Annotated in this window: 10 protein-coding genes and 1 pseudogene; 4 read left to right on the top strand and 7 right to left on the bottom strand. The window is 64.2% G+C overall.

Annotated features, from left to right (window positions below; translation table 11 throughout):
• Positions 1–6: 6 nt before the first annotated feature.
• From DQG17_RS12600 to DQG17_RS12630, 7 genes and pseudogenes are all read right to left on the bottom strand, one after another.
• Entirely contained in the window at positions 7–948 is a 942-nt protein-coding gene (locus DQG17_RS12600) for an ABC transporter permease (RefSeq protein ID WP_369908040.1), read from the bottom strand.
• A 52-nt stretch (positions 949–1,000) separates the two neighbouring features.
• Entirely contained in the window at positions 1,001–1,825 is an 825-nt protein-coding gene (locus DQG17_RS12605) for an ABC transporter ATP-binding protein (RefSeq protein WP_232829431.1), read from the bottom strand.
• A gap of 76 nt (positions 1,826–1,901) precedes the next feature.
• Positions 1,902–2,312, bottom strand: a pseudogene (locus DQG17_RS12610) (VOC family protein); the annotation flags it as partial.
• A 5-nt stretch (positions 2,313–2,317) separates the two neighbouring features.
• Entirely contained in the window at positions 2,318–3,769 is a 1,452-nt protein-coding gene (gene hydA / locus DQG17_RS12615; protein ID WP_116133214.1) for a dihydropyrimidinase, read from the bottom strand.
• Positions 3,770–3,881: 112 nt separating this feature from the next.
• A complete protein-coding gene (locus DQG17_RS12620; protein WP_116133215.1) occupies positions 3,882–5,132 on the bottom strand; it encodes a Zn-dependent hydrolase in 1,251 nt (416 codons plus the stop codon).
• Positions 5,133–5,135: 3 nt separating this feature from the next.
• Positions 5,136–5,543, bottom strand: a complete 408-nt coding sequence (locus tag DQG17_RS12625) for an ACT domain-containing protein (RefSeq protein ID WP_116133216.1) — start codon at positions 5,541–5,543, stop codon at positions 5,136–5,138.
• A gap of 28 nt (positions 5,544–5,571) precedes the next feature.
• Positions 5,572–6,897: an aspartate aminotransferase family protein gene (locus DQG17_RS12630; RefSeq protein WP_116133217.1), complete on the bottom strand. Its 1,326-nt coding sequence runs from the start codon at positions 6,895–6,897 to the stop codon at positions 5,572–5,574.
• Between the two features lie 215 nt (positions 6,898–7,112).
• Here DQG17_RS12630 and DQG17_RS12635 point away from each other — a divergent pair, with 215 nt between their 5' ends.
• From DQG17_RS12635 to rpoB, 4 genes are all read left to right on the top strand, one after another.
• Positions 7,113–7,748 (top strand): TetR family transcriptional regulator C-terminal domain-containing protein, encoded by a 636-nt coding sequence (locus DQG17_RS12635; protein WP_116133218.1) that lies wholly within the window; start codon positions 7,113–7,115, stop codon positions 7,746–7,748.
• A gap of 344 nt (positions 7,749–8,092) precedes the next feature.
• The gene (rplJ, locus tag DQG17_RS12640; protein WP_116133219.1) at positions 8,093–8,611 is read left to right on the top strand and encodes a 50S ribosomal protein L10; all 519 of its coding nucleotides are present in this window, start codon (positions 8,093–8,095) and stop codon (positions 8,609–8,611) included.
• A gap of 67 nt (positions 8,612–8,678) precedes the next feature.
• Positions 8,679–9,059 (top strand): 50S ribosomal protein L7/L12, encoded by a 381-nt coding sequence (gene rplL / locus DQG17_RS12645; RefSeq protein ID WP_116133220.1) that lies wholly within the window; start codon positions 8,679–8,681, stop codon positions 9,057–9,059.
• A 233-nt stretch (positions 9,060–9,292) separates the two neighbouring features.
• Positions 9,293–13,429 (top strand): DNA-directed RNA polymerase subunit beta, encoded by a 4,137-nt coding sequence (gene rpoB, locus DQG17_RS12650; RefSeq protein WP_116133221.1) that lies wholly within the window; start codon positions 9,293–9,295, stop codon positions 13,427–13,429.
• Positions 13,430–13,439: the final 10 nt, after the last annotated feature.

Consider the following 13,439-nt stretch of genomic DNA (forward strand, 5'->3'; position numbering starts at 1 on the left):
TATGATTCATTGGCTCATTCCCATCCGCTTCAGCGTGACGGTCTGCAGCGCCCCGATGATCCCGACCAGCACCGCCGCCAGCAGGGCGGCCGCAAACAGCGCCGACCAGATCTGCACGGTCTGGCCATAATAGCTGCCGGCGAGCAGCCGCGCGCCAAGGCCGCGGACCGCACCCGTCGGCATCTCGCCGACGATGGCACCAACCAGCGCCGCCGCCATGCCGATCTTCATCGAGGTGAAGAAATAGGGCATCGAGGAGGGCCAGCGCAGCTTCCAGAACGTCTGCGCGCGGCTGGCGCCATAGGTGTGCAACAGATCAAGCTGCATCGCGTCGGGGCTGCGCAGCCCCTTCACCATCCCGACCGTGACCGGGAAAAAGCACAGATAGGCCGAGATCAGCGCCTTGGGCAGCAGCCCTGTGACACCGATCGAATTCAGCACCACGATGATCATCGGCGCGATGGCGAGGATCGGAATGGTCTGGCTGGCAATCGCCCAGGGCATGATCGCCATGTTCATCACCCGGCTGTGCACGATCCCGACCGCCAGCGCGATGCCCCCGACGGTCCCGATGGCAAAGCCCAGGACCGTGGCGCTGAGCGTCACCCAGGCGTGATAGAGCAGGCTGCGCTTGGAAAGCCCCTTGCCCTCCAGCACCATCGCCCCGGTGGTCGCCCACAGCTCGCGCCACACCTGATCGGGTCCCGGCAGCCGCGGACGGTCCTGGCGCAGGGTATCGGCGATATAGGCGGGGTTCTTCAGTACCAGCCCGATGGCATTGGCATCGCGCCGCTCGATGGCATTTGGCGGATCGACGACCGCACCGGCGCGTTCCGCCTGCGTCAGCGACTCGCGGATGTTCATCGGCACGAGCGCCGTGTACCACAGCGCCGCAATCGCGGCGAGAACCACAAAAACCGGCACCACGCTGCGCAGAATCGGCAGCATCCGCGAGCCGGCGGGCGTCGGGTGACGCGCAGGCGCCGCGTCCGGTCTGAGCTCACTCGTCATAAGCATGTCCTGCGCGCAGCCCTTCGCGCACCCTATGGGCAATGGCGAGGAACTCGGGCGTGTCGCGGATTTCGAGCGGGCGTTCGCGGGGCAGGGTGCTTTCGATCACGTCGGTGATCCGCCCCGGCCGCGGCGACATCACCACGATCCGGGTCGAAAGATAGACCGCTTCCGGGATCGAGTGGGTGACGAAACCGATGGTCTTGCCGGTCCGCGCCCAAAGCGCAAGCAATTGCTCGTTCAGATGGTCGCGCACGATCTCGTCGAGCGCACCGAAGGGTTCGTCCATCAGCAGGATATCGGCGTCGAAGGCAAGCGCCCGCGCGATCGAGGCGCGCTGCTGCATGCCGCCCGACAACTGCCAGGGAAACTTGTTGCCGAACCCCTCCAGATCGACCAGCTTCAGCACCCGTTCGACCTGCCGTTCCTGATCGTCCTTCGAATAGCCCATGATCTCGAGCGGCAGCTTGATGTTCTTGGCAATCGTCCGCCAGGGATAGAGCCCGGCGGCCTGAAACACATAGCCATAGGCCCGCGCACGGCGGGCCTCGTCCGGGGTCATGCCGTTGACGGTGATCTCGCCGCCCGTCGGATGCTCAAGCGCCCCGACGACCCGCAGGAACGTGGTCTTGCCGCAGCCCGAGGGGCCGATGAAGCTGACAAAATCGCCGCGGTTGACGGTGAGGTTCACGTCGCGCAGCGCAAGGACAGGGCCGTCGTTTGTCTGGAACGTCAGGTCGAGCTTGCGCGCCGCGATGACGATGGGAGAGGCGGTCTCTGCACGCGCTGCCGCCACGGGGCTATCCGTTTTCATTCTGGGGTCCATCGTTCAGATCCTGGCTGGTCGGAGCCCGTTCGGCAACGGAGGAGTGGCTCGCATTCGTGCCGCCCCACAGCCGGGGCTCCGCGAACTCGATGCTGTTGCCGGCCGGGTCGCGAACATAGACCGACCTTGCCCCGTTCGGCCAGGCGAAGTCCGCCTCGATCGGCACGGACGCGGCCTCGAGCCTGTCGCGCATGCGCGACAGGCCTTCGGCGTCCATCGCAAAACAGATATGCCCCGCGCCCGTTGCCCCGTGCGTCGGTACAGGAAGCGCGCCCTCCGCCGGCGGGACGCGCGTCGCTGCGGCCACGAAGACCAGGACGATGCCCGCCCCGCACCGGAAGAACACGTGTCGGCCATCGACCCGGACGATGCGCGCCAGCCCGAGCACACCGCCATAGAACGCTTCTGCCGCGTCCAGATCGTCGACATAGACGGCAGATTCGAGCACACCCGAGACGGCGGGGACCGCGCTCACCCCGCTCACACCCCGCTCGCCGGAATACCGGCGCGCATCACGGGCCGCGGCGCGCTCAGCGCCTTCCAGGTCGACAGCGCCTTGTTGACCGACCCGCTGGGCGCGCGGGCGACGAACTCGCCGTTGCCTTCCGTCGAGGTGATCTTGCCGTCGTTGAACGACACCCGGCCGCGGCTCAGCGTATAGCGCGGCAGGCCCTTCACCTCCTTGCCTTCGAAGACGTTGTAGTCGATCGCCGACTGCTGGTCGTTGGCCGAGATCGTCTTGGTCTTCTCCGGGTCCCAGACCACCAGGTCTGCGTCCGCGCCGACCAGCACCGCGCCCTTCTTCGGATAGCAGTTCAGGATCTTGGCGATATTGGTCGAGGTGACGGCGACGAATTCGTTCGGCGTCAGCCGCCCGGTATTGACGCCATAGGTCCAGAGCATCGGCATCCGGTCCTCGAGCCCGCCGGTTCCGTTCGGGATCTTGGTGAAATCGCCGACGCCATAACGTTTCTGCTCGGTGGTAAAGGCGCAGTGGTCGGTCGCGACGCAGGACAGCGAGCCCGACTGCAACCCGGCCCAGAGGCTGTCCTGATGCTTCTTGTTGCGGAACGGCGGGCTCATCACCCGGCGCGCGGCATGGTCCCAGTCCTTGTCGAAGTACTCGCCTTCATCGAGCGTCAGGTGTTGGATCAGCGGCTCGCCCCAGACCCGCTTGCCCGCCATCCGCGCCCGCCGGATCGCCTCGTGGCTCTCCTCGCAGGAGGTATGCACGACATAGAGCGGCACGCCCGCCATGTCGGCGATCATGATGGCACGATTGGTTGCCTCGCCCTCGACCTGCGGCGGGCGCGAATAGGCATGCGCCTCGGGCCCGGTGTTGCCCTCGGCCAGCAACCGCGCCGACAGTTCTGCCACCACGTCGCCGTTCTCGGCATGTACCAGCGGAATGGCGCCAAGCTCGGCACAGCGCTGGAAGCTCGCGAACATCTCGTCGTCGTTCACCATCAGGCTGCCCTTGTAGGCCATGAAATGCTTGAAGGTGGTGATGCCCTTGTCGACCACCTGCTGCATCTCGTCAAAGACCTGCTCGCTCCACCAGGTGATCGCCATGTGATAGGAATAGTCGCAATGCGCCCGCGTCGACTTGTTGTGCCAGCGGTCGAGTGCCGACAGCAGCGATTGACCGGGATCGGGCAGGGCGAAATCGACAACCATCGTGGTGCCGCCCGCAATCGCTGCCCGGGTGCCGGATTCGAAATCGTCGCTCGAATAGGTGCCCATGAAGGGCATCTCGAGGTGGGTATGCGGGTCGATCCCGCCCGGCATGACATAGCAGCCGGTGGCATCGAGCACCTCGTCTCCGACAAGCCCCGACCCGATGGACGCGATCTTGCCGCCCTCGATCAGCACATCCGCCTTGTAGGTCAGATCCGCGGTGACGATAGTGCCGTTCTTGATGAGCGTGGTCATTCCTAGTCTCCCGTTCGGCCGGCCATCCCCTCACCCCGCTGCGGTTTCTTCTTGGCGAAAATACCTCGGGGGGAGCGGGGGGCAGCGCCCCCCGTTGCCGGACCTTTGCGTTTCACGCGACGATTTCCGCCGTCTCCAGCACCGCGTGGCACAGCACGTCGGCGCCGGCCGCGGCCCATTCCTTGCTGATGTCCTCGGCTTCGTTGTGGCTCAACCCGCCGACGCAGGGGCACATGATCATCGTGGTCGGCGCCACCTTGGCGGCCCAGCAGGCATCGTGGCCGGCACCCGACACCAGGTTCATGTGGCTGTAGCCGAGCTTTTCGGCGGCGTTGCGCACGTTTGCCACCAGCTCCGGCGTGAAGGTCACCGGATCGAAATGCCCGACCCGCTCGACCGCGCAGCCGACACCGAGCGCTGCGCAGATCCGCGCGGCGCGGTCCTCGATCTCGTCGCGCATGCGGTCAAGCTTTGCCTGATCGACGGTGCGGATATCGACGGTGAACACCACCTTGCCCGGCAGCACATTGCGCGAATTGGGGCTGAAGGTCACCTGGCCGACGCCGCCGACGGCATTCGGCTGGGCGGCCATCGCGACCTCCTGCACCATCTCGAAGATCCGCGCCATGGCAAGCCCGCCATTCACCCGCATCTCCATCGGCGTCGATCCGGTGTGCGCCTCTTTCCCGGTCAGGGTGAACTCGAGCCACCACAGACCCTGGCAATGGGTGACGACGCCGATGTCCTTGCCCTCGGCCTCGAGGATCGGCCCCTGCTCGATGTGCAACTCGAAATAGGCGTGCATCTTGCGCGCGCCGACGTCCTCGTCGCCAACCCAGCCGATCCGCTTCAACTCGTCGCCGAACCTCAACCCCTCAAGGTCGACCCGGTCATAGGCATAGTCGAGCGTGTGGACGCCCGCGAAAACGCCCGAGGCCAGCATCGCAGGCGCAAACCGCGCGCCTTCCTCGTTGGTCCAGTTGGTAACGACGATCGGGTGTTTGGTCTTGATCCCCAGATCGTTCATCGTGCGCACCGCTTCCAGCGCGCCGAGCACCCCCAGCACCCCGTCGTATTTCCCGCCCGTGGGCTGGGTGTCGAGGTGGCTGCCGACATAGACCGGCAGCGCGTCGGGGTCTTCGCCCGGACGGGTGGCAAACATCGTGCCCATCTTGTCGACGCCAAGGCTCAGCCCCGCCGCCTCGCACCAAGACTTGAACAGGTTGCGCCCTTCGGCATCGGCATCGGTCAGGGTCTGGCGGTTGTTGCCGCCCGCGATACCCGGTCCGATCTTTGCCATGTCCATGATCGAGTCCCAAAGACGGTCGGGGTTGATCCTGAGGTTTTCGCCGGGGGCGGTCATGAGCTACTCCAGTTCTGCTAGGGCGTCCTGCCCCAGGGAGAGGGCCAGCAGCACGGCAAGTGCGGCCTCTGCGCGGTCGTCCGGGACAAAGACATGGTCGTGATTGTTGGCCGCCACGACATTGCAGGGAATGTCATGGGCGGCGAGGGCCGCCGAAACCGCGGCTGTCAGGCCGACGCCGTCGAGCGCCGACAGCACGTCGAGTGTGATCTGGCGAAAGGCGGGCACGCCTTCTGCCGCGGGCAGGATCAGCGACAGGCCCTCGTCCTCGCGGAACGAGGCGAGCGCCTCGGGCAGCAGCCGGGCAGCGTCGGCCGGGTCGGTGACGCTCCGGAAGGCGAACCTTCCGGACAGCAGACGCGGCGCCATTGCCCGCACCATCGCCCGGCCTTCTGTCACGCGCTCGGCCATCGCTTTGCGTCCCGTACCGCCAGTTTCGTCAATCCAGTTCCGTCAGCACTTCGCGCAGCGTGCCGATCAACTGATCGATATGGGCCTTTTCGATGATCAGCGGCGGCGACATGGCGATGATGTCGCCGGTGGTGCGGATCAGCACGCCCTTTTCGTAGGCCTTCAGGAAGGCGGTAAAGGCACGCTTCGTCGGTTCGCCCGGGATCGGCTCCAGCTCCACGGCGCCGATCAACCCCATGTTGCGGATGTCGATCACATGCCGCGCATCCGCCAGCGAATGCATGGCCTCTTCCCAATAGGGCGCGAGTTCGGCCGCGCGTTCGAACAGGCCTTCCTCGCGATAGGTCGCAAGCGTCGCAAGGCCCGCGGCCGAGGCGAGCGGGTTGCCGGAATAGGTATAGCCGTGGAACAGCTCGATCATGTGCTCGGGGCCGGTCATGAAGGCGTCGTGGATCTTGCTCGTCGCCAGCACGGCGCCCATCGGAATGACCCCGTTGGTCAGGCCCTTGGCCGTCGTCATCAGGTCGGGCATCACGCCGAAATATTCGGCGGCAAAGCTTGCGCCCAAGCGGCCGAACCCGGTGATCACCTCGTCAAAGATCAGCAGGATCCCGTGCTTGTCGCAGATCTCCCGCAGTTTTTGCAGATAGCCCTTGGGCGGCAACAGAACCCCGGTCGAGCCTGCCATCGGTTCGACGATCACAGCCGCAATCGTCTCGGGGCCGTGCAGGTTGCAGATCTTTTCCAGTTCGTCGGCCAGATAGGCGCCGTGTTCGGGCTGGCCGCGGGTCATCCGGTTGTCGGGCAGGTGGGTCGCCGGCAGATGGTCGACCCCGGTCAGCAGCGAGCCGAAGAACTTGCGGTTGGTGCTGATGCCGCCGACCGAAATGCCGCCGAAGTTGACACCGTGATAGCCGCGTTCGCGGCCAATGAGCCGGGTGCGCTGGCCCTCGCCACGGACCCGATGATAGGCGAGCGCGATCTTCAGCGCCGTCTCGACCGATTCAGAGCCGGAGTTGGTGAAGAACACATGCTCGAACGGCTCGGGCGCCATGTCGCGCACCGCATTGGCCAGCTCGAAGGCCTTCGGATGGCCCATCTGAAAGGCGGGGGCATAGTCAAGCTCGCCGGCCTGCTGGCGGATCGCCTCGACGATCTTCGGCCGGTTGTGGCCAGCGTTGCAGCACCACAAGCCCGCGGTTCCGTCCAGCACCTGACGGCCGTCGTCGGTGGTATAAAACATGCCGTCGGCCGACACGAACATGCGCGGCGCCTTCTTGAACTGCCGGTTGGCGGTAAACGGCATCCAGAATGCAGAAAGATCGTTGGGGGCCGGCTTGTGGTCGAGCGCCATTCTGTTTGGTCCTTATATATACTGGCGTCCCGTGGGTCCTGGTCGGGTCCGGTCCGGGGCTGGCCGGGTGAAGGTTTGACCAAATGGTCAGGATCACGCTATCACTTGGTCGGGATCAGTCAATCCGCCCTCCTCGTGTTACTGCCCGGGGCTGCGACGGCACGTCTCGGGCCCGTGCCGGAAACAAGGCGGATTGATCGGAATTTGAGCGCCCCATGAATTCTGCAAGACCCAAGGACAAGACTTCGCCCCATCGAACAAGAATCCAGCGCAAGAACCGCGAAGCGATTCTCGACGCCGCGCTCGACGTGTTTTCGACCGACGGTTTTCGCGGTGCGACGGTTGACAGGATCGCCCAGGCGGCCGGGCTGTCAAAGCCCAACCTGCTGTATTATTTCCCCTCGAAGGAGGCGATTCATCTGGCGCTTCTGTCCGGGCTTCTCGACCGCTGGCTGGCGCCGCTGCAGGCGCTCGACCCCACCGGCGACCCGGTCGAGGAGATCCTGCGCTATGTCCGCCGCAAGCTGGAGATCAGCCGCGAGATGCCGCGCGAAAGCAGGCTTTTCGCCAACGAGATCCTGCAAGGCGCCCGGCACCTGCAGCCGACACTTGAAACGGTGCTGAAACCGCTGGTGGACGAACAGGCCGCGGTGATCGAAGGCTGGATGCGCGAGGGCCGGATCGCCACCTTGAATCCCTATCACCTTATTTTCTCGATCTGGTCGCTGACCCAGCACTATGCCGATTTCGACGTCCAGATCCGCACCGTTCTGGGCGAGGCCGAGGGCGACCCCTTCCCCGAGGCGCAGCGCTATCTGGTGACGCTGTTCACCCGGATGCTGAAGCCGTGACGGAAGGTGGCCCGAGCCTGCTCAACCATCGCGCGAGGCCGGCGAAGCTGACGGCGCCGCGATTGCGTTAACATCTTGCCTCTTGGCAATCGCCATGTTTGCGCCTAAGTAACGCTCTCGCAGATCAGCGTGCGATTCGTCGTGCGCTGTTTTGCGTTTCGTCCAAGACGGTGGGTGGGGTCGTTTGACCTCTTAATTTCCTGCTCGAGACGGGAGACGACAAGATTGGCCAGAGGGTGACCTCGGGTGGATTGGCGCTGACCCCGTATACGGACCCGAGTGCCGGAGCAATCCGGCAAGTGAGAGCCGGGGGGTCTCAAGCCCCTCATACTTGGAGTGAAACTGTGGATAGAGCCCAGAAAGAGAAAGTGGTCGAGGAACTCGGCCAGATCTTCGAAAGCTCTGGCGTCGTGGTGGCTGCCCGCTACGAAGGACTCACGGTTGCAGAGATGCAGGATCTTCGCGCACGCGCCCGCGCTGCCGAAAGCTCCGTTCGCGTTGCCAAGAACAGGCTCGCCAAGATCGCCCTGACGGGAACGCCCTGCGAAGGTATGGCCGACCTCTTGATGGGTATGACGGTTCTGACCTATTCCGAGGATCCTGTAGCGGCCGCAAAGGTCGCCGAGGATTTTGCCAAGGCGAACGACAAGTTCGAAATCCTTGGCGGCGTGATGGGCGGAACCACCCTGGACCGTGCTGGGATCGCAGCCGTGTCGAAGATGCCGTCGCGCGAGGAGCTTATCGCTTCGATCGTGGCCTGCATCGGCGCACCTGCCTCCAACATTGCCGGGGCCATTGGCGCACCTGCTTCGAACATCGCGAGCATTCTCAGCACCATCGAGGAGCGCGGCGAAGCCGCCTGATCGCGAGACCTTCGCGGGGGTGAAAACCCGCCGTTGGAACACATCTTAGAAAACGGAAACAGTGAAAATGGCTGATCTGAAGAAACTTGCCGAAGAGATCGTGAACCTCACGCTTCTCGAAGCCCAAGAACTGAAAACCATCCTCAAGGACGAATACGGCATCGAGCCCGCCGCTGGCGGCGCTGTGATGATGGCCGGTCCCGCTGCCGGCGAAGCCGCCGCTGCCGAGGAAGAAAAGACCGAATTTGACGTGATCCTGAAAGCCGCTGGCGACAAGAAGATCAACGTCATCAAGGAAGTCCGCGCGATCACGGGCCTCGGCCTGAAAGAAGCCAAGGATCTGGTCGAAGCCGGCGGCAAAGCCGTCAAGGAAGGCGTCGACAAGGCCGAAGCCGAATCGATCAAGAAGAAGCTGGAAGAAGCTGGCGCCGAAGTCGAGCTCAAGTGATCGGGATCTGATTCCGATTTGCAAGGCTGGGTCCGGGTAAAACCGGTCCCAGCCGAACCTGTCTTGGAAAGGGCTCTGGCTCGCGAGCCCTTTCCAAGGCGCGGTTAAAATGGTTCGGGAGCCTCCGGTGGGACGGGGGCGGGAATTGAACCTGACCCCCTTCTTCGTGAGCGGAACGCAGCCGGAGCCCGACGGCATGCGCGACCGCGAAAGACGAAAGGTTCAGAATTCACATGGCGCAGACCTTCCTCGGCCAGAAGCGACTCCGGAAGTATTATGGCAAGATCCGGGAAGTCCTGGAGATGCCGAACCTCATCGAGGTTCAGAAATCGTCGTACGACCTGTTCCTGAAATCCGGCGATCAACCCCAGCCCATGGACGGCGAGGGGCTGATGGGCGTGTTCCAGTCGGTTTTTCCAATCAAGGACTTCAACGAGACCGCCGTTCTGGAGTTCGTCAAGTACGAGCTTGAACGGCCGAAATACGACGTCGAGGAATGCCAGCAACGCGACATGACCTTCAGCGGGCCGCTGAAGGTGACGCTGCGTCTGATCGTGTTCGATGTGGACGAGGATACCGGCGCGAAGTCGGTGAAGGACATCAAGGAGCAGGACGTCTTCATGGGCGACATGCCCCTGATGACTCATAACGGCACCTTTATCGTCAACGGTACCGAGCGGGTGATCGTTTCCCAGATGCACCGCAGCCCGGGCGTCTTCTTCGACCATGACAAGGGCAAGACCCACAGCTCGGGCAAGCTGCTGTTTGCCTGCCGGATCATTCCCTATCGCGGCTCCTGGCTCGATTTCGAATTCGACGCCAAGGACATGGTGTTTGCGCGGATCGACCGCCGTCGCAAGCTGCCGGTCACGACGCTGCTTTATGCGCTGGGACTGGACCAGGAAGGCATGATGGATGCCTATTACGACACCCTCAGCTATCGGCTGGAGCCTGGCCGCGGCTGGGTTACGCGGTTCTTCCCCGAGCGCGTGCGCGGCACCCGGCCGACCTTCGATCTGGTCGATGCCGAGACCGGCGAGGTGATCTGCAAGGCTGGCGACAAGGTGACGCCGCGCAAGGTGCGTGACCTCTTGAACGAAGGCCGGATTACCGAACTGCTGGTGCCGTTCGACCAGATCCTCGGCCGTTACGTCGCCAAGGACATCATCAACGAGGAAACCGGCGCGATCTATGTCGAGGCCGGCGACGAGTTGACCCGGGAAGTCGACAAGGAAGGCAACATCACAGGCGGCACGCTGAAGGAGCTGGTCGACGCCGGGTTCACAGAGATCCCGGTTCTCGACATCGACAACATCAATGTCGGCCCCTACATCCGCAACACCATGGCGATGGACAAGAACATGGGCCGCGACACCGCGCTCATGGACATCTATCGCGTCATGCGTCCGGGCGAGCCGCCCACGGTCGAGGCCGCGTCGAATCTGTTCGACACGCTGTTCTTCGACAGCGAGCGCTATGACCTGTCGGCCGTCGGCCGGGTGAAGATGAACATGCGGCTCGATCTCGATGCCGCCGACACCCAGCGGACGCTGCGCAAGGAAGACATCATTTCCTGCATCAAGGCGCTGGTCGAGCTGCGCGACGGCAAGGGCGAGGTTGACGACATCGACCACCTCGGCAACCGTCGTGTCCGGTCGGTCGGCGAACTGATGGAAAACCAGTACCGCGTCGGTCTGCTGCGGATGGAACGCGCGATCAAGGAGCGCATGTCCAGCGTCGAGATCGACACCGTGATGCCGCAGGACCTGATCAACGCCAAGCCCGCCGCCGCCTCGGTGCGCGAGTTCTTCGGCTCGAGCCAGCTCTCGCAGTTCATGGACCAGACCAACCCGCTGTCCGAAGTCACCCACAAGCGTCGCCTTTCGGCGCTTGGCCCGGGCGGTCTGACCCGCGAGCGTGCCGGCTTCGAAGTGCGCGACGTGCACCCGACCCACTATGGCCGGATGTGCCCGATCGAGACGCCGGAAGGCCCGAACATCGGTCTGATCAACAGCCTCGCGACCTTCGCGCGGGTGAACAAGTACGGCTTCATCGAGACCCCCTACCGGGTGGTGAAGGACTGCAAGGTGACCGACGAGGTCCACTACATGTCCGCCACCGAGGAAATGCGCCACACAGTCGCCCAGGCCAACGCAAACCTGGACGAGGAAGGCCGTTTCATCAACGACCTGGTGAACACCCGGAAGTCGGGTGAATACACCATGGCGCCGCGCGAGCAGGTCGACCTGATCGACGTTTCGCCCAAGCAGCTGGTGTCGGTCGCGGCCTCGCTGATCCCGTTCCTCGAGAACGACGACGCCAACCGCGCCCTGATGGGGTCGAACATGCAGCGTCAGGCGGTTCCGCTTCTGCGGGCCGAGGCACCGCTGGTCGGCACCGGGATCGAAGAGGTCGTGGCGCGGGATTCGGGCGCTGCGATCATGGCGCGCCGCGCCGGCATCATCGACCAGGTCGATGCCCAGCGGATCGTCGTGCGGGCCACCGAGGATCTGTCGGTGGGCGACCCGGGCGTCGACATCTATCGGCTGCGCAAGTTCCAGCGGTCGAACCAGAACACCTGCATCAACCAGCGTCCGCTGGTGAAGGTGGGCGACACTGTGTCGAAGGGCGAGGTCATCGCCGACGGTCCCTCGACCGACTTCGGGGAACTGGCGCTCGGCAAGAACGTGATCGTCGCGTTCATGCCGTGGAACGGCTACAACTATGAGGACTCCATCCTGATCTCGGAGCGGATCGCCAAGGACGACGTCTTCACCTCGATCCACATCGAGGAATTCGAGGTCGCGGCCCGCGATACCAAGCTCGGGCCCGAGGAAATCACCCGCGACATCCCGAACGTCGGCGAGGAAGCCCTGCGCAACCTCGACGAGGCGGGCATCGTCTATATCGGCGCCGAGGTCGGCCCGGGCGACATCCTTGTGGGCAAGATCACCCCCAAGGGCGAAAGCCCGATGACCCCGGAAGAGAAACTGCTGCGCGCGATCTTCGGCGAAAAGGCAAGCGACGTGCGTGACACCTCGCTGCGTCTGCCGCCGGGGGATTTCGGCACAGTGGTCGAGGTCCGGGTCTTCAACCGCCACGGTGTCGACAAGGACGAGCGCGCGCTGCAGATCGAACGCGAAGAGGTCGAACGTCTGGCCCGTGACCGGGACGACGAACTCGTCATCCTCGAGCGCAACATCTATGCCCGACTGAAGTCGATGATCTTCGGCAAGGTCGCGGTGAAGGGGCCGAAGGGCGTTCGCCCGAATTCGATGATCGACGACGAGCTGCTCGCGACCCTGTCCAAGGGTCAGTGGTGGCAACTGGCGGTGGCCGAAGAGGCCGACGCCCAGGTCGTCGAGGCGCTCCACGAGCAGTTCGAGGTCCAGAAACGGGCGCTCGACGCGCGGTTCGAGGACAAGGTCGAAAAGGTCCGTCGTGGCGACGACCTGCCGCCGGGTGTGATGAAGATGGTCAAGGTCTTCATCGCGGTGAAGCGCAAGCTTCAGCCGGGCGACAAGATGGCCGGCCGTCACGGCAACAAGGGTGTGATCAGCCGCGTCGTACCGAGCGAGGACATGCCGTTCCTGGCAGACGGCACGCCGGTCGACTTCGTTCTGAACCCGCTGGGCGTGCCCAGCCGGATGAACGTCGGTCAGATCCTCGAGACCCACATGGGCTGGGCCAGCCGCGGCCTTGGCATCAAGGTCGACGACGCGCTGGAAGAATACCGGCGGTCCGGCGATCTGACCCCGGTGCGCGAGGCGATGCGGATCGCCTACGGCGACAACGTCTATGAAGAGGGCATCGTGGGGATGGAGGAAGACCGGCTGGTCGAGGCCGCAAGCCTTGTCACCCGCGGTGTTCCGATCGCCACGCCGGTGTTCGACGGGGCCCGCGAGGAAGGCGTGAACGATGCGCTGATGCGTGCGGGGTTCGATCTGTCGGGTCAGTCCGATCTGTTCGACGGCCGCACCGGCGAGAAGTTCAGTCGTCAGGTGACAGTGGGCATGAAGTACCTGCTGAAACTGCACCACCTGGTGGACGACAAGATCCACGCCCGTTCGACCGGCCCCTACAGTCTGGTCACCCAGCAGCCGCTGGGCGGCAAGGCGCAGTTCGGCGGTCAGCGCTTCGGCGAGATGGAGGTCTGGGCGCTGGAAGCGTACGGCGCGGCCTACACCCTGCAGGAGATGCTGACGGTGAAGTCGGACGACGTTGCCGGCCGGACCAAGGTCTATGAATCGATCGTCAAGGGCGAGGACAACTTCGAGGCCGGTATCCCGGAATCGTTCAACGTGCTCGTCAAGGAGGTCCGGGGTCTGGGCCTCAACATGGAACTCCTGGATGCGGAGGGAGAGGAGTGAGCCGACGGGC

Source organism: Tropicimonas sp. IMCC34043 (genome assembly GCF_003390845.1).
In the GTDB taxonomy this organism is placed as follows: domain Bacteria; phylum Pseudomonadota; class Alphaproteobacteria; order Rhodobacterales; family Rhodobacteraceae; genus Tropicimonas.